General features: G+C 43.4%; 7 protein-coding genes and 1 pseudogene. All 8 read left to right on the top strand.

From position 1 onward, the window contains the following. On the top strand, nt 1–1,051 hold a 1,051-nt coding region (locus K1J10_RS04210; RefSeq protein ID WP_223355976.1), incomplete at its 5' end, for an LPXTG cell wall anchor domain-containing protein. Between the two features lie 181 nt (nt 1,052–1,232). Next, nucleotides 1,233–7,550, top strand: a pseudogene (locus K1J10_RS10800) (accessory Sec-dependent serine-rich glycoprotein adhesin). Between the two features lie 349 nt (nt 7,551–7,899). Next, entirely contained in the window at nt 7,900–14,538 is a 6,639-nt protein-coding gene (locus K1J10_RS04200; protein ID WP_223355975.1) for an accessory Sec-dependent serine-rich glycoprotein adhesin, read from the top strand. 196 nt (nt 14,539–14,734) lie between these two features. Further along, nucleotides 14,735–15,739: a sugar transferase gene (locus tag K1J10_RS04195; RefSeq protein WP_023919263.1), complete on the top strand. Its 1,005-nt coding sequence runs from the start codon at nt 14,735–14,737 to the stop codon at nt 15,737–15,739. A 223-nt stretch (nt 15,740–15,962) separates the two neighbouring features. Further along, nucleotides 15,963–17,180, top strand: coding sequence for an accessory Sec system protein translocase subunit SecY2 (gene secY2, locus K1J10_RS04190; RefSeq protein WP_223355974.1), 1,218 nt, complete (start codon nt 15,963–15,965; stop codon nt 17,178–17,180). An 8-nt stretch (nt 17,181–17,188) separates the two neighbouring features. Then, the gene (gene asp1 / locus K1J10_RS04185) at nt 17,189–18,778 is read left to right on the top strand and encodes an accessory Sec system protein Asp1 (protein WP_223355973.1); all 1,590 of its coding nucleotides are present in this window, start codon (nt 17,189–17,191) and stop codon (nt 18,776–18,778) included. Then, a complete protein-coding gene (gene asp2, locus K1J10_RS04180) occupies nt 18,771–20,315 on the top strand; it encodes an accessory Sec system protein Asp2 (protein ID WP_223355972.1) in 1,545 nt (514 codons plus the stop codon). The genes asp1 and asp2 overlap by 8 nt, the downstream gene beginning before the upstream one ends. Beyond that, nucleotides 20,312–20,782: an accessory Sec system protein Asp3 gene (gene asp3, locus K1J10_RS04175; protein WP_223355971.1), complete on the top strand. Its 471-nt coding sequence runs from the start codon at nt 20,312–20,314 to the stop codon at nt 20,780–20,782. Before asp2 ends, asp3 begins: the two co-directional genes overlap by 4 nt. Nucleotides 20,783–20,796: the final 14 nt, after the last annotated feature.

The following is a 20,796-nucleotide window of genomic DNA, read 5'->3' as shown; positions in this document are numbered from 1 at the left end:
ATCAGCATCAGCATCAGCAAGCGCATCAGCGTCTGAGTCAGCAAGCTCGTCAGCGTCAGCATCTGAGTCTGCATCAGTTTCAGAATCAGTATCAGCATCTGAATCAGCATCAGCATCAGAATCAGTAAGCTCGTCAGCATCAGAGTCAGCGAGCGCATCAGCATCAGCATCAGTATCAGCGTCTGAGTCAGCGAGCGCGTCAGCGTCAGCATCTCAGTCTGCATCAGTTTCAGAATCAGTATCAGCATCAGAGTCAGCGAGCGCATCAGAATCAGCATCAGCATCAGCAAGCGCATCAGCGTCTGAGTCAGCAAGCTCGTCAGCGTCAGCATCTGAGTCTGCATCAGTTTCAGAATCAGTATCAGCATCTGAATCAGCATCAGCATCAGAATCAGTAAGCTCGTCAGCATCAGAGTCAGCGAGCGCATCAGCATCAGCATCAGTATCAGCGTCTGAATCAATGAGTGCGTCAGCATCAGCATCAGAGTCAGCATCAGTTTCAGAATCAGTATCAGCATCAGAATCAGTAAGCTCGTCAGCATCAGAGTCAGCGAGCGCATCAGAATCAGCATCAGCATCAGTATCAGCGTCTGAATCAATGAGTGCGTCAGCATCAGCATCTGAATCAATGAGTGCATCAGCATCAGCAAGCGCATCAGCGTCAGCATCAGAGTCAGCATCAGTTTCAGAATCAGTATCAGCATCTGAATCAGCAAGCTCGTCAGCAAGCGCATCAGCGTCAGCATCAGAGTCTACATCAGCATCTGAATCAACTTCAACATCAGTAAGTACTTCAGTTTCAGTTAGCCAATCACAATCAGGATCAACATCTGGTAGCGGTTCATACTCTAACTCAATGAGCCAATCAGCTTCTGGTTCAGAGTCATTGTCTACATCAGAATCAGCAAGTGGATCACAAAAACACAGCGAATCTGTAGCACTTCCAAATACTGGTGAAACAACATCTGTAACATCAGCTCTTCTTGGAGCAGTTGCAGGACTTGCTGGAGCGGCTGTACTTGGTCGTCGTAAAAAAGAAGACGAAAAATAATCTTCTATCCTAATTTGATTCGATCATTTCAGGTATGTGGTCAATGAAAAAAGGATCCAAAAAGAGAACCTCCGGGTTCTCTTTTTGTATGTTGTTTTCGTGTCAGAAAATGGTCTTAATTAGTTACATTAGGGAAAAAATAAGGTATAATAACTTGATATCTAAAATTTAAGGAGCGGACATGTTTTTTAAACGTTCGAAGGGTGATTTTCGCGAAACGGAGCGAATCACACGTTTTAAATTAATCAAATCAGGAAAGAATTGGGTACGAGCATCTGTCTCTCGGTTAGGCCTATTTCGTGTCATGCGAGGTGGTGTGGATGAAAAGATCGTAGTTCAATATGAAGCGACATCACACTCGATGCCTGCGGATCTGGTTAAAGGGATGGTTGTGCTAGGGGCTCTTGCTGGAGCAACAACAGTTGCTAACCCAGTATTTGCAGAGGAAAATGGGATGGATACGACTGTTGGGTCTGAAATCAGCCCATCGACTGGTGTAGCGGGTTCGGATAGTTTTGTCTTGGGGACGACCTCTAACTCAGATTCTGTGTCAGCGAGCCAGTCTGCTAGCGAATCTGAATCACTCTCGAAGTCAGGCAGTCAGTTGATTTCAGAAAGCAGTTCACTTTCTCAGTCGGTTTCTTTGAGTGAATCTCATCTTGTTAGTCATTCAACAAGTCAGTCCACATCAGAAACTGCTAGTAGCAGTGCCTCTGAGGACGATTCAATTCACAGGGCTACTCCTGAAACGAGTGAGAAAGAAGCAGCGGCTCAGACCACTCGCTCGGAAGACCAGGTGAAGCGTCTCCAAGCCTTGGCTTTGGATTTATACACCTATCGTGCACAAGCTATGGAAATTCCGGGGACAGAATCTGCTATTGAAAATGGAGATCTGGCTTTAGAGGCTATTCGTGTAGGCTTGTCCAATCCGGCAATTCAAATCGATGCCGTGGAAAGTCAAGCAAAGATTGCTCGCAATCGCTTGGCCAACGCGGTGCTTCGTGCGACATCTGGTCAGCGCGACCCTCGAAATGGAAACCGTATCGACTCGGATACTAGTCTTCGTGCGCCTCAGTATAATTTAGGTCCGGCTAACAATGCTTTGATTTCTGTCTATAATTCAGATTATATCAATCATGCTTATAATGTTTTTGAAACCATTCCTACACGAAATAGTATTAAAAGCATTGGCTACGCTTCTGGTAGTGACCGTGTGAATGGCATCAATGTGCCTCAGACATCGGCACTAAAAAATAGTGCAGTCGCCTTTAATATTTTGGGGACTGTTGGCCAGACAGAAGTCGTAACGCCTGGGAAAATTTATAATGTTTCTTTTGTAGTGACTAATACGGCTAAGCAGTCAGTGACACGTACGCTTCGTATTCAGGTTTTGCCACAAAATGATGGCATTCGCAATCCGATTAAGGAAGTGACAACGGCAACTTTTGTCAATGATACTACTAACTTGGCCCAGGCTGAAAAAGAGAAGGTTTGGGAGGCTTTTAAGGCGACAAACCCAAATATTGCCACTTCAAAGGATTTTAAATCTTATTCGGTTTCATCATCTGGTGTGGTGACTATTACTTATAAAGATAACACCACAAATGATGTAACCGCTCCTGTTAAGCGCCTAGCAGCACCGATGGTTGAGACTCGCTTACTAGAGAAAGCCTATACTCAAACACCTGTAACAGTGACCGGTGCTGAGCCTGGATCGACCGTTGTCTTGTATAACAATGATGATGAAATCGGAACAGCAGTAGCGGATGCTTCTGGGCAAGCGATTGTGACACCAAAAGCTCCCTTGCAGACCGGTGGCGTAAATGCTAAGGCTCGCATTCTGTATGGTGATCATGAGGTTTATTCCGATGCAAGTAACATGGTTGCTGTAACAGATGCCACACGTCCTGAAGTGACGGCTAAGTTAACGGTCAATGGTGTGGAACCGAAATCAACCCCTCTTGAAGGTGGTGGGAAGAATTATACTATTTACGCTGGTGATGATGCAGTTGTGACTTTTACAGCTACGGATGACAGTGGCAAGTTGAAAGAAATGAAAGTTGTTGCACGGGCAGATTTGAACGACAATGCCTTGAACGGGAATTTCTTTGGTGGCAGCCAGTATGGAACAGGCGATATTGCTCCTATCACGGGAGAGATCACGGCTACCAGTGCTAACCCTGCAACCATTACAACGACCATTCATTTGAAGGATGATCTCTATCATTCTTACCGGAATACTTGGCAACGCAATGTCGCGGCTATTGACAATGCGTCTAATATGAACCGTCCAAATGGTTTGGGTGAAATTCGGATTACCCAAGGACGTCTTGCTGATCGTACGCCAGGTGTTGCTCCAACAAGCACTATTCAGGTGACGAGCCTAACTGCATTGACAGAGGCAGATAAGAGCAAGGTGATCGCAGCTGTGTCGGCTGTTAATCCAGAGGTGGCTAACCGGATTAAGTCCTATACGGTTAATAGTGATGGTGCAGTTACCATTACTTATAAAGATAGCACGACGAATGTCGTAGCTGTGAAATTATCAGATAGCGATCATAGTCAGTCTGTTTCAACTAGTCAGAGTGCATCTGCTAAAGTTTCGCAATCTGTCAGTCAGTCTTTAAGTGCGAAGCAATCTCAGAGCGTATCATTAAGCCAATCACTGAGCTCGGTTCGTTCGCGAAGTTTGTCGGCTTCACTAAGCCAATCAGCATCGGCAAGTGTATCCGCTCAAGCGAGTCTATCTCGCAGTCAATCATTGAGCAAGGAGATTTCTCAATCTCAATCCGCTTCAACGAGTCAATCTGTATCGGCAAGAAAATCTGAATCTGTGAAGGTTTCGGAATCCGTTTCTGCAAGTGTCAGTGCCTTGCAGTCTGCTTCGGTATCAGCGAGTGCATCCAAAGTGGTTAGCCAGTCTATCTCAAGCTCGACATCCGCTTCAACGAGCGCCTTTGTTTCAGTGAGTCAGTCTGCTTCAGCATTGGTTTCACAGTCAGTATCGGAGTCACTAAGTCAATCTACTCGTGAGTCGGCTTCAAAATCAGTGAGTCAATCGCAGTCTGAGTCTGCATCAGTATCCTTGAGTGAGTCAGTCTCAACGTCCGAATCTGTTTCAACGTCTGAGTCAGTTTCTACATCTGAATCACTGTCAACATCCGAGTCGGTTTCAACATCTAAATCAGTGTCAACATCAGAATCAGTATCAGAATCCGAGTCAGTTTCTACCTCTGAATCGCTGTCAACATCCGAGTCGGTTTCAACGTCTAAATCAGTCTCAACATCAGAATCAGCATCCGAGTCAGTATTGACCTCTGAGTCATTGTCAGCGTCCGAATCAGTGTCAACATCAGAGTCCGTCTCAACGTCTGAGTCGGTGTCTACGTCTGAATCGGTTTCAGCCTCTGAATCAGTATCTGCTTCAGAGTCAGTCTCAACATCTGAATCAGTATCTGCTTCAGAGTCAGTCTCAACATCTGAGTCAGCATCAGCATCTGAGTCAGTATCAGCGTCTGAATCAGTATCTACATCTGAATCGGTGTCAACATCAGAGTCAGTCTCTACTTCAGAATCTATGTCTACGTCAGAGTGAGTCTCAACATCCGAGTCAGTCTCAGCGTCTGAGTCGGCCTCAACGTCAGAATCAGTCTCAACATCTGAATCTGCATCAACCTCAGAATCAGTTTCAGTCTCTGAGTCTGCGTCTACCTCAGAATCAGTTTCTACATCTGAATCGCTGTCAACATCCGAGTCGGTTTCAGCGTCAGAATCAGTTTCTGTATCTGAATCAATATCAACATCTGAATCTGCATCAACCTCAGAATCAGTTTCAGTCTCTGAGTCTGCGTCTACCTCAGAATCAGTTTCTACATCTGAATCGCTGTCAACATCCGAGTCGGTTTCAGCGTCAGAATCAGTCTCAGCGTCAGAATCAGTTTCTGTATCTGAATCAATATCAACATCTGAATCAGTATCAGCCTCAGAATCAGTTTCAACATCTGAATCGGTGTCAGCGTCAGAATCAGTGTCTACGTCTGAGTCAATTTCAAGTTCTGAATCAGTCTCAACGTCAGAATCGGTCTCAACGTCTGAATCGATTTCAACCTCTGAGTCAGTGTCAACCTCAGAATCAGTGTCTACATCCGAGTCCGTTTCAACGTCAAAATCAGTCTCAGCATCTGAGTCAGTTTCAACGTCTGAGTCAGTGTCAACATCTGAATCGGTTTCAACGTCAGAATCAGTCTCAGCGTCAGAATCAGTATCAACGTCTGAATCGGTGTCAACCTCAGAATCAGTTTCTACGTCTGAATCGGTGTCGACATCCGAGTCAGTTTCTGTATCTGAATCAGTGTCTACATCTGAGTTTATATCAACGTCTGAATCAGTGTCAACCTCAGAATCAGTATCAACGTCTGAATCGATTTCTATCTCAGAATCAGTATCAACGTCTGAATCGATTTCTATCTCAGAATCAGTATCTACTTCAGAATCGGTCTCAATATCTGAATCAGTATCGACATCCGAGTCAGTTTCAAGTTCTGAATCGGTGTCAACATCAGAGTCAGTATCTACTTCAGAATCGGTCTCAACCTCTGAGTCATTATCGACTTCAGCATCTGTCTCAACCTCTGAGTCAGCGTCAACGTCTGAATCAGTGTCAACGTACGAGTCAGTGTCAACCTCTGAATCAGTGTCTACGTCTGAGTCAGTTTCAACTTCTGAGTCAGTGTCTACGTCTGAATCGATTTCTACCTCTGAATCAGTCTCAACGTACGAGTCAGCGTCAACGTCTGAATCGGTGTCGACATCCGAGTCAGCGTCAACATCTGAATCAGTCTCAGCGTCTGAGTCAGTGTCAATATCTGAATCGGTGTCTACTTCAGAATCAGTTTCAACGTCTGAATTGGTGTCTACGTCCGAGTCATTGTCAACGTCCGAATCAGTATCAACGTCTGAATCAGTCTCGACATCCGAGTCAGTTTCAACGTCCGAGTCAGTTTCAACGTCAGAGTCAGTGTCTACGTCTGAATCAGTGTCTATGTCTGAGTCAGTTTCAACTTCTGAGTCAGTGTCTACGTCTGAATCGATTTCTACCTCTGAATCAGTCTCAACGTCCGAGTCATTGTCAGCATCTGAATCGGTGTCGACATCCGAGTCGGTTTCTGTATCAGAATCAGTATCAACATCTGAATCGGTGTCGACATCCGAGTCGGTTTCTGTATCAGAATCAGTATCAACATCTGAATCGGTGTCGACATCCGAATCAGTCTCGACGTCCGAGTCAGTTTTAACATCTGAATCAGTGTCTACGTCTGAATCGGTGTCAGCATCCGAGTCAGTATCAACCTCAGAATCAGTCTCAACGTCAGAATCAGTGTCAACCTCTGAATCTGCATCAACATCAGAATCGATGTCAACATCTGAGTCAGTATCAGCCTCTGAATCAGTGTCGACTTCAGAATCGGTCTCAACCTCAGAATCGGTTTCAACATCCGAGTCAGCATCAACATCTGAGTCAGTATCGACCTCTGAATCGATTTCAATCTCAGAATCAGTATCAGAGTCAGAATCAATATCTGAGTCAGCATCCGAGTCAGTATCAACGTCAGAATCAGTATCGACATCCGAGTCGGTTTCTAGATCTGAGTCTATATCAACGTCTGAGTCAGTTTCAAGTTCTGAATCGGTATCAACGTCAGAATCAGTTTCAAGTTCAGAATCGGTATCAACGTCAGAATCAGTCTCAGCGTCTGAGTCAGTATCAATATCCGAGTCATTGTCAGCGTCAGAATCAGTATCGACCTCTGAATCAGTATCGACCTCTGAGTCAGTGTCTACATCTGAATTGGTTTCAACGTCAGAATCAGTATCAACATCTGAGTCAGTGTCTACATCTGAATTGGTTTCAACGTCAGAATCGATTTCAACGTCTGAGTCCGTGTCTACATCTGAATCGGTGTCTACGTCTGAGTCAGTTTCAACCTCTGAATCACTGTCAACATCCGAGTCGGTTTCTGTATCTGAGTCATTGTCAGCGTCCGAATCAGTGTCTACATCAGAATCGGTTTCAACGTCTGAGTCAGTGTCTACATCTGAATCGGTGTCTACGTCTGAGTCAGTTTCAACATCTAAATCGTTGTCAACATCCGAGTCGGTTTCAACGTCAGAATCCGTATCAACGTCCGAGTCAATTTCAACGTCTGAATCAGTATCGAAATCTGAGTCAGTCTCAACATCCGAGTCGGTTTCAGTGAGTCAATCTCAATCAGTATCAATATCTGGTAGTGGTTCATACTCTAACTCAATGAGCCAATCAATTTCTCATTCAGAGTCAGTATCATCATCAGAATCAGCAAGTGGATCACAAAAACACAGCCAATCTGTGGCACTTCCGAATACTGGCGAAACAGGATCTGTGACATCAGCTCTTCTTGGGGTTGTTACAGGGTTAGCTGGAATTGCTGGACTGACCCGACGTAAAAAGAAGGGGAACTGATCTAGTAGGAAATATCATTTTTTCGAGAGGCTGGGACAAAAGTCCCAGTCTCTCAATTGTCTTTGCATTGTTGAGCAAGACGCAGTGGTTGAGTGGGCTCTACTACGCTGATTTCATCAGCTTTTATAGCCCTACTCAACTGTGCGGAGGTGGGACGACGAAATCGAATTCTAACGAATTACCGATTTCTGTCCCACTCTCTTTTTTACTAGTAGAATGAAGTGTTTTTAATTTCTTGCAAAAAATTCGAAAACAAAAACAACAATAAATAAGTTTTTCATAGCAAATTACTTGAATCTACGTAGTATTCCTGTATAATGAATAATGACTACAATGTAAGGGGAATATCATGCAATTTAAGCGTTCAAAAGGAAACTTTCGTGAAACAGATCGTGTCGTACGCTTCAAATTAATTAAATCAGGAAAAAATTGGCTTCGAGCATCAACAGCAGCTCTAGGTCTCTTTCGTGTGGTACGTGGACAAGTGGAGGAGGCCATCATTGCTAACGTGCAGCAAGATCAAATAGAAAGTCAAAAGAATAGTCCAACCTTTTTAAAAGGTTTGATTACGGTAGGAACGATATTTGGTGGCGCTGTGCTTGCTACGACTGCTAAGGCGGAGGATGCAACATCACTTGCACCAACGGTTTCTGAAACAAAAGAGGAAACCTTGGCAGAAGTGGACAGTGTGGTCTTAGCGAAAACTTCAAGCCAGCCTTCAGAATCTATCTCTGTTTCAGAATCCACTAGCCTTTCTACATCTGAGAGTGCGTCGACTTCAATAAGTGAATCTGCTTCTTTGTCCTTGAGCAAAGTTGGATCAACTGCACTGTCAACTGCACTTAGTGAGTCTTCTCAAGCTCTAGATTCAGAAGCAGGTATTGAAGAGCCGACTAGTTTAGAAGAAGCCACTGTTTTAGAACAAAATACCTCTGAAGCTGAATTGCTCCAAAAAATTGCAGGGGATTACGCATCTACAATGACGGACACTGATCGTCAAGCAGTGGTCGAAGCGGTCATTAACAAAGTGCAGGCTGAAGTGATTGCAAGCAATAACTTGATCCATACCAATGCCAGTGCGCAAGCTTATGCCGAGCAACGCGATCGCTTGGGCAAAGCAGTTGATGAGATGATGACCACCTTGACAGCTGCGGGTTTTGTGGGAAATACAAATGTAGATGGAAAACCTGCGATCTCTGCTCAATTGGCTCCAATTAGTGAAGAGGCTAGAAGTAGTGATGAAGATCTATCCATCTCACCCGAGATGGATGATCGCCATGGCGCCAATGTGGTAGATGCGCCACTACCAACTTCGGATGTTGCCAAAGACCCGAACCTAGATAAAAATGCTTTATTAACTCCAGAAGAGCTTGCAAAGTATTCAAAAGATCACGATTTGAACCGTTATACTTTTGCAATTTGGGAATTTGTTGACCAAAATGAGAAATCCTTGGGCTACTATGCGACACTATCTGTTGATCGTAGCGAAACGAATCCAGATATTCGTGATCCGAAGAATGTTTATTTCCGAATTGTGAAGGAATCAGATGGATCAGAAGTCTTTTCTCAAACATTCCAACCTAATGAGAGATTGAATAGCCCTATACGACTTCCTAAAGAAGTTTTGATTGCAGATTCTCCAGCAGGCAACAACTTTATCTATTCTTTCGGAGACGCAAGTAAACCTCCTTATGTGACCCTACAATCTTTTCCTAGTCTTATGGTTCCAGTCAGAAGCGTTATGCTTCGAGATGTCTATGATGTCATGGAACCTTCACGTCAAGGTCAAATATTAAATGATTTCTTCCAGGTTAAAGTACCAACCATGTGGTCTCAACAGTCTACCTTGTATCGTTTGGTGGATCCAAAGGGTGAATGGCAAAATGGACTGTATAAACCAACTGGTGAGGAAGAGATCCTTGCTGAATACAGGCAATCTGGGATTGAGGGACAACAGTATACGGCTTCAAATGCGCGTGATATCGCAGGATACGTACAGGTTCCAGTTGTAAGCTCGTCTCAAAATGCAAGAACAGGGACTTTTGATAATAGTACAGTTGGAGATCGACGTGTAAAATTGTACGGAAATGCGAGTGAGCATTTCATAAGAAGTGAAGTTGTCCCAACGAATCAAAATGGGGACTACATTCTTCGCTATTACGTCTTGGATCCTTCTAAAATATATTCATTGACCTCTCGGGATACAGGAAATGAACTAGTATTTGATAAGTATACTCTTGTTTATGAAAAAACTTTTAAACACGACGTTCCAGGCCAATTGTCTGACTTAGGTGGAACGCGTAAAATTGAAAGTAAAAATAAGGATTATTTCCTAAACGTTACTCCAAGACGTGTGGATGAACATAACTTTGAACTGGACGTAACAGGTTGGTTTTCCGCCAATGAAACAGTGACCTATACTGATGAAAAGACGGGAATAGCGTACACGGTTCCAAAACCATTCACAGCTGTTCCAAAATCATCTTCCCTTTCAAAAAATACAACGATGGTTGTAGGAGAAGATGCGACTCCTCAAGGAGCCGATGGCTTCTCTCGTTTCAAGCATACGATTAAGGATAACTATTATGCTAATCCAATGACGAGTGTGAACTACTATTATCGGAAGATGACGGCATCTGAGTCTGCCTCACAGTCTCAAAGTTTTTCAACTTCATCTTCCATCTCTGAGAGTGAGTCACCAACCTTTGAGTCTATTTCAAGATCTCAATCAGAATCCTTGGACCCAGCATCGCTATCTGCGAGTCAGTCAGAATCCTTGGTTCAAGCCTCGGTTTTTGCGAGCCAGTCTGATTCTTTAATTCAAGCTATGTTTTCTGCGAGTCAATCGAAGTCCTTGGCTCAAGAATCACTTTCCGCGAGCCAGTCTGATTTCTTAGTTCAAACATCAATTTTCCTTAGTCAATCGGAATCGTTGGCTCAAGAATTGCTTTCTACGAACCAATCGACATCCTTGGTTAAATCCTCAGAATCGGCGAGTCAATCTGAATCCTTGGTTCAAGAATCGCTTTCAGTGAGCCAATCTGAGATACAGGTTCAAGAATCGCTTTCAGTGAGTCAGTCAGAGTCACAAGCTCAAGAATCACTTTCTGCGAGTCAGTCAGAATCCTTGGTTCAAGCTTCGGTTTCAGCAAGCGGATCAGAATCGTTGGTTAAAGAATCAATTTCCGCGAGTCAATCTGAGTCCTTGGTACAAGAGTCGGTTTCAGCAAGCGGATCAGAATCGTTGGTTAAAGAATCAATTTCCGCGAGTCAGTCAGAGTCGCAAGTACGAGCATCGATTTCAGCAAGCCAATCAGAATCGTTGGTTCAAGCATCAGTTTCGGCAAGTCAATCTGAATCACAGGTTAAAGAGTCCGTTTTAGCAAGTCAATCTGAGTCGCAAGTCCGAGAATCGATTTCAGCAAGCCAATCTGAGTCACAGGTTCAAGCCTCAGTTTCAGCAAGCCAATCTGAGTCACAAGTCCAAGCTTCAATTTCAGCAAGCCAATCTGAGTCACAAGTCCAAGCTTCAATTTCAGCAAGTCAGTCAGAGTCGCAAGTCCGAGCATCGATTTCAGCAAGCGAATCTGAGTCACAGGTTCACGCCTCGACTTCGGCAAGTCAATCTGAGTTGTTGGTCCAAGCTTCAATCTCAGCTAGTCGATCAGACTCGTTGGTTCAAGCCTCAGTTTCGACAAGTCGGTCTGAGTCACAAGTTCAAGCTTCGGCTTCCGTAAGTCAATCTGAGTCACAAGTCCAAGCATCGATTTCAGCAAGCCAATCAGAATCGCAAGTTCAAGAATTAATTTCTGCCAGCCAGTCAGAATCGCAAGTCCGAGAATCGATTTCAGCAAGCCAATCTGAGTCACAGGTTCAAGCCTCAGTTTCAGCAAGCCAATCTGAGTCACAAGTCCAAGCTTCAATTTCAGCAAGCCAATCTGAGTCACAAGTCCAAGCTTCAATTTCAGCAAGTCAGTCAGAGTCGCAAGTCCGAGCATCGATTTCAGCAAGCGAATCTGAGTCACAGGTTCACGCCTCGACTTCGGCAAGTCAATCTGAGTTGTTGGTCCAAGCTTCAATCTCAGCTAGTCGATCAGACTCGTTGGTTCAAGCCTCAGTTTCGACAAGTCGGTCTGAGTCACAAGTTCAAGCTTCGGCTTCCGTAAGTCAATCTGAGTCACAAGTCCAAGCATCGATTTCAGCAAGTCAGTCAGAATCCTTGGTTCAAACTTCGGTTTCAGCAAGTCAATCTGAATCACAGGTTAAAGAGTCCGTTTCAGCAAGTCAATCTGAGTCACAAGTTCAAGCATCAGTTTCTGCCAGCCAGTCCGAATCGCAAGTACGAGACTCGATTTCAGCAAGTCAGTCCGAATCGCAGGTTCAAGAATCAATTTCTGTGAGTCAGTCAGAATCGTTGGTTAAAAAATCGGTTTCGACAAGTCAATCAGAGTCGTTGGTTCAAGCTTCGATTTCCGCAAGCCAATCAGAATCGCAAGTTCAAGAATCAATTTCTGCCAGCCAGTCCGAATCACAGGTTCAAGCTTCAATATCTGCGAGCCAATCAGAGTCCTTGGTACAAGAGTCGGTTTCAACTAGTCAGTCCGATTCCTTGATTCAAGAATCTGTTTCTGTCAGTCAATCAGACTCGCAATCAAAAACCGCATCAGCATCTAAGAGTGAGTCTGAAAAAGCCTCGAAATCTGTTTCGTTGAGTCAGTCGGTATCCTTATCTAATTTGGTATCCAAATCAATTTCTTTGTCTCAATCGCAGTCAACATCGGCTGTTGGATCGGAAGAAGTGGTTTCTCAATTGATTTCCTTGTCGCAATCTATTTCGATGAGCAAAAAGCTGTCAGAATCAGTTTCGGCTAGTCAGTCGGATTCGTTGGTTCAGGAATCGGTTTCGGCTAGTCAGTCGGATTCGTTGGTTCAAGCATCAGTTTCTGCAAGTGAGTCAGACTCGTTGATTCAAGCATCCGTTTCCGCCAGTCAATCAGAATCCTTGGTTCAGAAATCCGTGTCAGCCAGTCAATCAGACTCATTGATTCAAGCATCTGTTTCTGCAAGTCAATCAGACTCGTTGGTACAAGCCTCCGTTTCTGCAAGTGAGTCAGACTCGTTGATTCAAGCGTCCGTTTCCGCCAGTCAATCAGAATCCTTGGTTCAGAAATCCGTGTCAGCCAGTCAATCAGACTCATTGATTCAAGCATCTGTTTCTGTAAGTCAATCAGAATCTCAGGTTCAAGAATCAGTTTCGGCGAGTGAGTCCGATTCCTCGGTACAAGCCTCAGTTTCAGTCAGCCAATCAGAATCTCAGGTTCAAGCCTCAGTTTCTGCAAGTCAGTCTGATTCCTTGGTTCAGGCATCTGTATCTGCAAGTCAATCCGAATCGTTAGTTCAAGCTTCAACATCTACGAGTCAATCTGAATCGCTGGTTAAAGAATCAATTTCCGCCAGTCAGTCCGAATCGCAAGTCCAAGCTTCAATTTCAGCAAGTCAATCAGAATCTCAGGTTCAAGCCTCAGTTTCTGCAAGTGAGTCAGACTCGTTGATTCAAGCGTCCGTTTCCGCCAGTCAATCAGAATCCTTGGTTCAGAAATCTTTGTCAGCCAGTCAGTCTGACTCCTTGGTTCAGGCATCTGTATCGGCTAGCCAATCAGAGTCTCTGGTTCAAGAGTCGGTTTCTGCAAGTCAATCAGATTCACAATCAAAGGCAGTATCAGTATCTAAGAGTGAATCTGAAAAAGCCTCGAAATCAGTTTCGTTGAGTCAGTCGGAATCCTTATCGAATTTAGTATCCAAATCAATTTCTGTGTCTCAATCGCAGTCGACATCAGCGGTTGGATCGGAGGAAGTGGTTTCTCAACTGATTTCCTTGTCACAATCTATTTCGATGAGCAAAAAGCTGTCAGAATCAGTTTCCGCAAGTCAGTCAGACTCGTTGGTACAAGAATCCGTTTTAGCCAGTCAATCAGACTCATTGATTCAAGTATCAGTTTCTGCAAGTCAATCCGATTCCTTGGTACAAGCCTCCATTTCAGTCAGCCAATCAGAATCTCAGGTTCAAGAATCAGTTTCTGCAAGTGAGTCAGACTCATTGATTCAAGCATCTGTTTCTGCAAGTCAATCAGACTCCTTGGTTCAAGCATCAGTTTCTGCAAGTGAGTCAGACTCGTTGATTCAAGTGTCCGTTTCCGCCAGTCAATCAGACTCCTTGGTTCAGAAATCCGTGTCAGCCAGTCAATCAGACTCATTGATTCAAGCCTCAGTTTCTGCAAGTCAATCAGAATCTCAGGTTCAAGCCTCCGTTTCGGCCAGTCAGTCAGATTCGTTGGTTCAGGAATCAGTTTCCGCAAGCCAGTCAGACTCGTTGGTACAAGAATCCGTTTTGGCCAGTCAATCAGACTCATTGATTCAAGCCTCAGTTTCTGCAAGTCAATCAGATTCCTTGATTCAGGAATCAGTTTCGGCGAGTGAGTCCGATTCCTCGGTACAAGCCTCAGTTTCAGCCAGTCAATCAGAATCTCAGGTTCAAGAATCGATTTCAGCTAGTCAATTAAAATCGCAGTTCCAAGAGTCCAGATCGAACTCTCGCTCTCAATCTATTTTTGAGAGCCTATCTACTTCACAATGGACATCTCATTCAGAATCTTTAGTGTCAACATCTGAATTACCTTTGACCAGCTCTTCAGAATCTATAAGCACATTGGCGTTGGAGAGTCAATCCCTGTTGCATGAAACTTCTGAATGGGTCCACGTATCTTATGCGTCTAGCTTCTCTCCTGTGACAAGCCATTCGGAAATTGTAAAGAATACACCTCATACGACATTCCTTTCAGAGGATGGATCGCCAAGTTCGTTACATACTTCAGAATCTGCTTTGCCAAAGACAGGAACAGTTTCTTCATCTAGTATCCTTGCTAGGATAGTTTCACTTCTCCTCTCAGGCTTTGCTCTATTTGGCTTCCGGAAAAAAGATAGCAAATAAGGTATTAAATGTAATGATAAAAGATCGGGATACCACCGGTCTTTTATTGATTAAAAAGGTTAAAGAAGTTGTAAAATATGTTATAATGGTCAAGGAAGTTTTCGGTAAAACGATATAGGGAAGGGTATTTGCGAAAGTTTATCCCTGCTATATGGAATTACGAATATAGATCAAAAAGAAGAGTTAGAGGGAAGAAATGAAAATCCATTTTACAAATTTATTCGGGCAATCTTCGCAAAGTGTTGCTCTGATGGCGCAAAATGATATTATGAATGTGGTTCGTGAACTTGGGGTCAATGAACTTGGAATCTATTTTTATGATCAAACGAATGAACCGGCTGGTGAGTTGAATTCACGGATGGATGGTATTTTAGCAGGTGTAGCTTTTGGAGATATCGTCTTCGTTCAATCACCTTCTTGGAACGGAATTGAGTGGGATAATCGTTTGGTGGATAAGTTAAAACTTCTTCAGACGAAACTAGTCATGTTCATCCATGATGTCCCACCTCTCATGTTTGAAAGTAATTATTATCTCATGCCTGCTTATATTGAGATGTATAATAAGAGCGACCTTGTTGTTGTCCCATCAGAACAGATGTACCATCGTCTAGTATCAGAAGGGCTTACAGTTAAAAAATATGTGGTCCAAAAGTTGTGGGATTTGACCCACAGTTTGGAACTCTACACTCCGCAATTTGAGAAAAAGTTGATCTTCTCAGGAAATCCTTCGCGTTTCCCTCATATCATCGACTGGAAATATGATACTCCCCTTCATGTCTATACCGAACCAGTTGAAGGAGTTGATTATTCTAAGGTCCATATTGAAGGCTGGCGGACCAAGCAAGAGTTGCTTTTGGAGCTTTCTAAGGGTGGTTTTGGACTTGTCTGGGGAAATTCAGAGAATCCTGAGGATGAGCGGGATTACTACAAAGAAAATATTTCCTACAAATTATCGACTTATCTGTCTGCAGGTCTTCCGGTAGTAGTGCCAGACTATTTGTCAAATGCAGACTATATTCGAGAAAAAGGGCTTGGCTTTGTAGCATCTAGTCTTGAAGAAGCTAATCGTCTGGTTCAAGACTGCACAGAAGAAGAGTATGCCCAAATGGTCCAAAAGGCTCAATATACTTCTTATTTGATCCGCAATGGCTATTTTACAAAGAAATTATTTATTGATAGTATTATGGCTTTAGAGAAATAAATAGGATAAAAAAGAATTCTTCAGACATAAATCTGAAGAATTTTTTATTGAATACGGTATCAAATTCATATTTTTTTACAATATTAAGGATTAGTGACAAATATGTTTAGAAAATAAGCAAATTATGGTAAAATAAGTTGAGATAATGTACTATAGACACACATCTTTAAAGGCTATTTCTCAAGTGAACCAGCCAAAATGAGTAAGAGAAAGTTTAAAAGAAATGTTAAAACGATCTGAAGTAGGAAAGAGATTTTGTTGGACGATATTTTTCGTCTTTATTTATGTTTTGGGAAGTAAAATTTCCTTGCCTTTTGTTGACTTATCAAAGGCCTTGAGACTCAATGAGGGAACGACAACCGGTTTACAGCTCTCAAGTGCTGTGATGGGGGGGAATCTCCGTGGGATGTCGATCTTTTCGATCGGTCTATCCCCATGGATGTCTTCCATGATTTTGTGGAGGATGTTTACCGTTTCAAAACGCTTTAACCTCGAAAAAACCAGTTCGGAGATTGTGGAGCGGCGAAAGATGTACGTGACCTTGGTGCTCGCCATCGTCCAGTCCTTGGCAGTGGCTATGTATTTGCCATTGAAAACAGGACTGAATTCAGGCCTTGTCATTGCAGTCAATACCATGATTATGGTAGCTGGTGCTTTCTTTTTAGTTTGGTTATCCGATCTAAATGCTGCTTTGGGGCTTGGAAATTCTATCGTCATCATGATGGCGGGAATGGTTATGTACCTTCCAGAAGATGTAATGCAGGCCCTTTCAAATGTCAATAATATTCCGGGAATCGCTTATGTTCTGGGCGTGATTTTCCTCTTAATTTTTGTCTATGTAGCCGTCTTAGTTGAATATTCCAAGTATCAGATTCCTGTCAATAAACTAGGCATCCATAATAATCTTAAAAGTTATACTTTTTTAGATATCAAGATCAATCCAGCAGGAGGTATGCCCTTCATGTACGCTATGACCTTGGTATCGATTCCTCAATATGCCATGCTGTTGGTTTTATCAATGGATCCTAATGCCAAATGGGCTGCTCATCTAGCCAAGCGATTGGTCATGGGAGATCCGATTTGGATTCTTCTATACATTCTGATGATCGCCCTTCTCTCTTTTGCTTTCGCCTTTGTCAATGTGAACGGAGAAGAAATTGCAGATAAGATGATGAAAGCGTCCGAGTATATCGATCATGTCTATCCTGGAGCAGATACACGTCGCTACATCAATGGTATTGTGCTACGCTTGACAGTCTTTGGAACCTTGTATCTGATCCTCTTTACTGCGCTTCCTTTTTCTATCTTGCTATGGGATAAAGAGCTTCTACGTTTGACCATGATCCCAGGGACCTTTCTCATGTTTGTCGGAATGATTTACAATATCCGAGAAGAAATTCGCGCCCTTCGCGTGAACCAACGTTATACAAGAATATTCTAGGAGAGACTATGTATTATTTTGTACCAGCCTGGTATGGAACTGATCGTATCTGGCAGCAGACAGCTACCCCTTGGTACTGGATGCGAGAGTCCATTGAATTTGATGATACCATTAATCAAGTTCGTATTTTTCAAGAAGCGGGAATGGATCGAACATTGTTGTTACCTCAATACAGTCCCCAGCTGCGTTATTTTTTACATCGCCAAGATTTACTTGAGACAGATGTCCTTTCGGTTTTTGATGAGATCCAAGGAGTTCCGTCTGATTTGGTCATGCGCCCGGTCCAGCTCCAGGATGTTGAATGGCCAAGTGAGACTACATTTTCCTATACTCCCTTTTTGGTGATGGCGTTTCGAAAAGGGAAATGTTTAGCGAAAATTGACACGGGAGTGGACGGCAATATCCTTACCTTGACTCGTTATAAGGAGGACGAAATCCTCTACGTTGAATATTTAGATGACCGCGGGTTTATCTCTAGTAGAGTTTACTATAAGGATGAGAAACCTTATTTTCAAGAATATCTCCATTTTGATGGGCAATGGATACTGAGGGAATTGCTAACCGATCAAAGTCGATCTGTACTGGTTAATGAGGCTTTCCACCATGCATTCAAAAAAGAAAGTTATGCCGATATGGGCGAAGTCGTTTCTGAAAAAATGAAGGAACATTTACTGAATTTAGTCCCAGGGCGAGATCAGTTGGTATTGGCCGCTCACCCAGCTAATTTGGCTTTTTTACAAGATACAGCGAGTAGAGTTAAGAAAGTCCTATCTTTCTATGGGGACCGCCAGCCCCTGTCTGCTGAAAACTTTGCCCTCTATTTTGATATGATAGATGCCCAGCTCTTGATTACAGATAGTGAAAAAACCAAAGAAGCGATTGCGGTCTTTTCTCCTAGTTTGGCTCAGAAGACACATCGGATTACCTCTTTTGACTCCCGTCTCCGTTTGGGCTCTAGTCAGGAGCGCAAGGAATCAAAGATTTACTATTATGTCAATGAAAGCGAGCTTCCAAGTAAGAGCCAGCTCAAGAAGGTTCTGGAAATTTTGGCGCAATATCCCTTATTTGAAGTTGTTTTTTCTTTTTATAATGGTTCACCAGAGCGGGTGAAAGAGCTAGAACAACAACTCGAGGAGTTAATCGCTAGTGAGCAGGACTTGCATCTTGTTCAGTCGCCAAGTCAGTCAGAAGGACTTGGTGAAAACCAGATCATTGATGAAGAGTCTGTACAAGACGCACCGAATTACCGTTTTGTGGTTAAGAATTTTTCAAGTGAAAATGACATTATACAAGAGTTGGAAAAAACACGTTTGATTGTCGATTTAAGCGAGGAACCCAACCTCTATACGCAGATTGCAGGGATCTCTGCGGGGATTCCTCAGGTCAACCGCGTCCAGACAGAATATGTCGATCATTTGAAAAACGGCTATGTCTTATCAAAGGGAGACAAGGAATTAGAAAAGGCAATCACGCACTTCTTATTGGAATTGAAGCCATGGAATGAAGCCTTGGTCTACTCGATAGAAAAAATTCAAGAATACACCGGTCAGCGCCTGATCGAGAAATGGGAAGGATGGATGAAAGAACGTCATGGATAAAAAACTACAAATTCCCCATATTCTCCAAATCGGATCAAGCAGTTGGCAGGATCAGGTGGAACTTCCTGCTGGACTAGGCTGGCACTTTTTTCAAGCCACCGCTCTTCCATCGCTCAAAGCCTATATGGAAGAAGAGGAAATCTCTAAATTTAAAGCCTTGATCCTAGAGAATCCAGAAGATTTGTTGGCTTTAGGAGAAGACCTGACTTATTTTCAACCTTATACTATTTTTTATGATGAGAGCCATGGGGTAGAGGCACCTTCTGAAGAGTTAGCCCACCTCTTAAGTCTCAAGCAAGCGAGACCCTGGGACTTCTCAAACAAGCATCAATTTCTCTATGTCTTAGAGCGCTTTTTATACGACAATCAATATGGAGATGCCTTTACGGTTCGTGACCTGCGAGTGAGACCTGATTTTGCTGGTCAGCAAACAGTGCTGGGGAAACATTTTCTTAAGCTAGATGGACCATACGGTAAAGAGTTTACACCAATTGCTCAGTGGGTCTACAACTATGTGTATGATGCTAGTCGCCCCATCAATTTTTGGTTGGAATACGAAAAAGATCCAAGCTGTCAGCTGCAATTGCGGATCCAATTTTACCACTTTGGTGCTCTGGGAGAGTGGGTCAAAGATGCGGTTTTTTCAGAAGAAGAAATGCAGCAACCACTAGAATTGGACGGCGCAGAACCTTATTACCTAGCCTTTTCGCTGGAAGCAAAAGGAGAGGGGATGCTTACGATAGGAGCTCTACACAAGCGCTTGTCACATGGTCCCTTAGGAGGCATGACAGTAGGGGCTCAGACTCTACGGGACCAAAAACGCCAAGAGATCTTTGCTTATTTCCATCCTGGCGATATGAAGCCCCCTTTAAACATTTACTTTTCTGGGTATCGTCCGGCCGAAGGATTTGAAGGATTTGGGATGATGCGTGCTATGGGTAGTCCCTTTATTCTCTTTTCGGACCCTAGGTTAGAAGGTGGATCCTTCTATATGGGTTCAGAAGAGTTGGAAAATCAAATCACTGCCTTTATTGACCAGCACTTGGACTTGCTCGGATTTGAGCCCAAAGATATGAATTTCTCAGGCTTGTCCATGGGGACCTTTGGTGCTCTTTATTATGGGGCACTATACTGCCCACATGCGATCTTAGTCGGTAAACCTATTGTCAACCTGGGGGATGTCGCTGCTAACCTGAAATTTAGACGTCCAGATGAGTTTGGAACGTCTCTAGATATGATGCAGTTGATCATCGGTCAAGTGTCACAAGAAGGGATCGGCCAGCTCAATCAACGTTTCTGGGAACGATTTAAACAGGCGGACTTTAAGGATACGATTCTAGCCCTTGCCTATATGAGAGATGATGACTACGACCAGCAGGCCTATCCAGATATTTTAGAAGCCTTGTATGAATTACCGGTTCGCATTATTAGTACCAGTCGCGCCGGTCGGCACAATGACGCGAGTGCTCCAATCATTGAATGGTTTATGACCCAGTACAATGAAATCATGGAAAGAGACTTTGGAAAAAGCCAATGATAAAAATGAAAGAAAATGAAAGTAGACGGATCTACTGGGGTGATACAGTTTTAGCAGATTATCTTTGGGGGTCGACCATTCAGGCAACTGCCCAAGGTAGCGTTCAATTTCAGAATCCCCTCATGCCATCTGGTCAAGTGCTGAAAACTTGGCACTCGCAGACGAATTTTGGTGCAACACGTCAAATTCCTAGTCTGCCACTGCTCAAACGAGAGCAGGACTATGAACTGGTAATCGAAATCGAATCAACTCCTGCTCATACCGTTATGGTAGAAATCGTCTTCAAAGATCGCTTTGGAGACGTTATTGACCGTCGAGTAACTGCAGAAGGTCGCTTGCCGTTTACCTATCCAGATCAAGCATACGCCTATGAAGTACGCTTGCTTAGTGCAGGTTTGCAAGAGTTTACCTTCCACTATTTCACGATTCAACCAATATCGTCTGAGGGAGCAGAAGTTCTCGAATAGACGAACATCACTGC

This window comes from Streptococcus australis, from assembly GCF_019930045.1.
Lineage (GTDB): Bacteria > Bacillota > Bacilli > Lactobacillales > Streptococcaceae > Streptococcus > Streptococcus australis_D.
The sequence above is the reverse complement of the archived record's forward strand: the minus strand, read 5'-3'. Positions and strand labels throughout refer to the sequence as shown.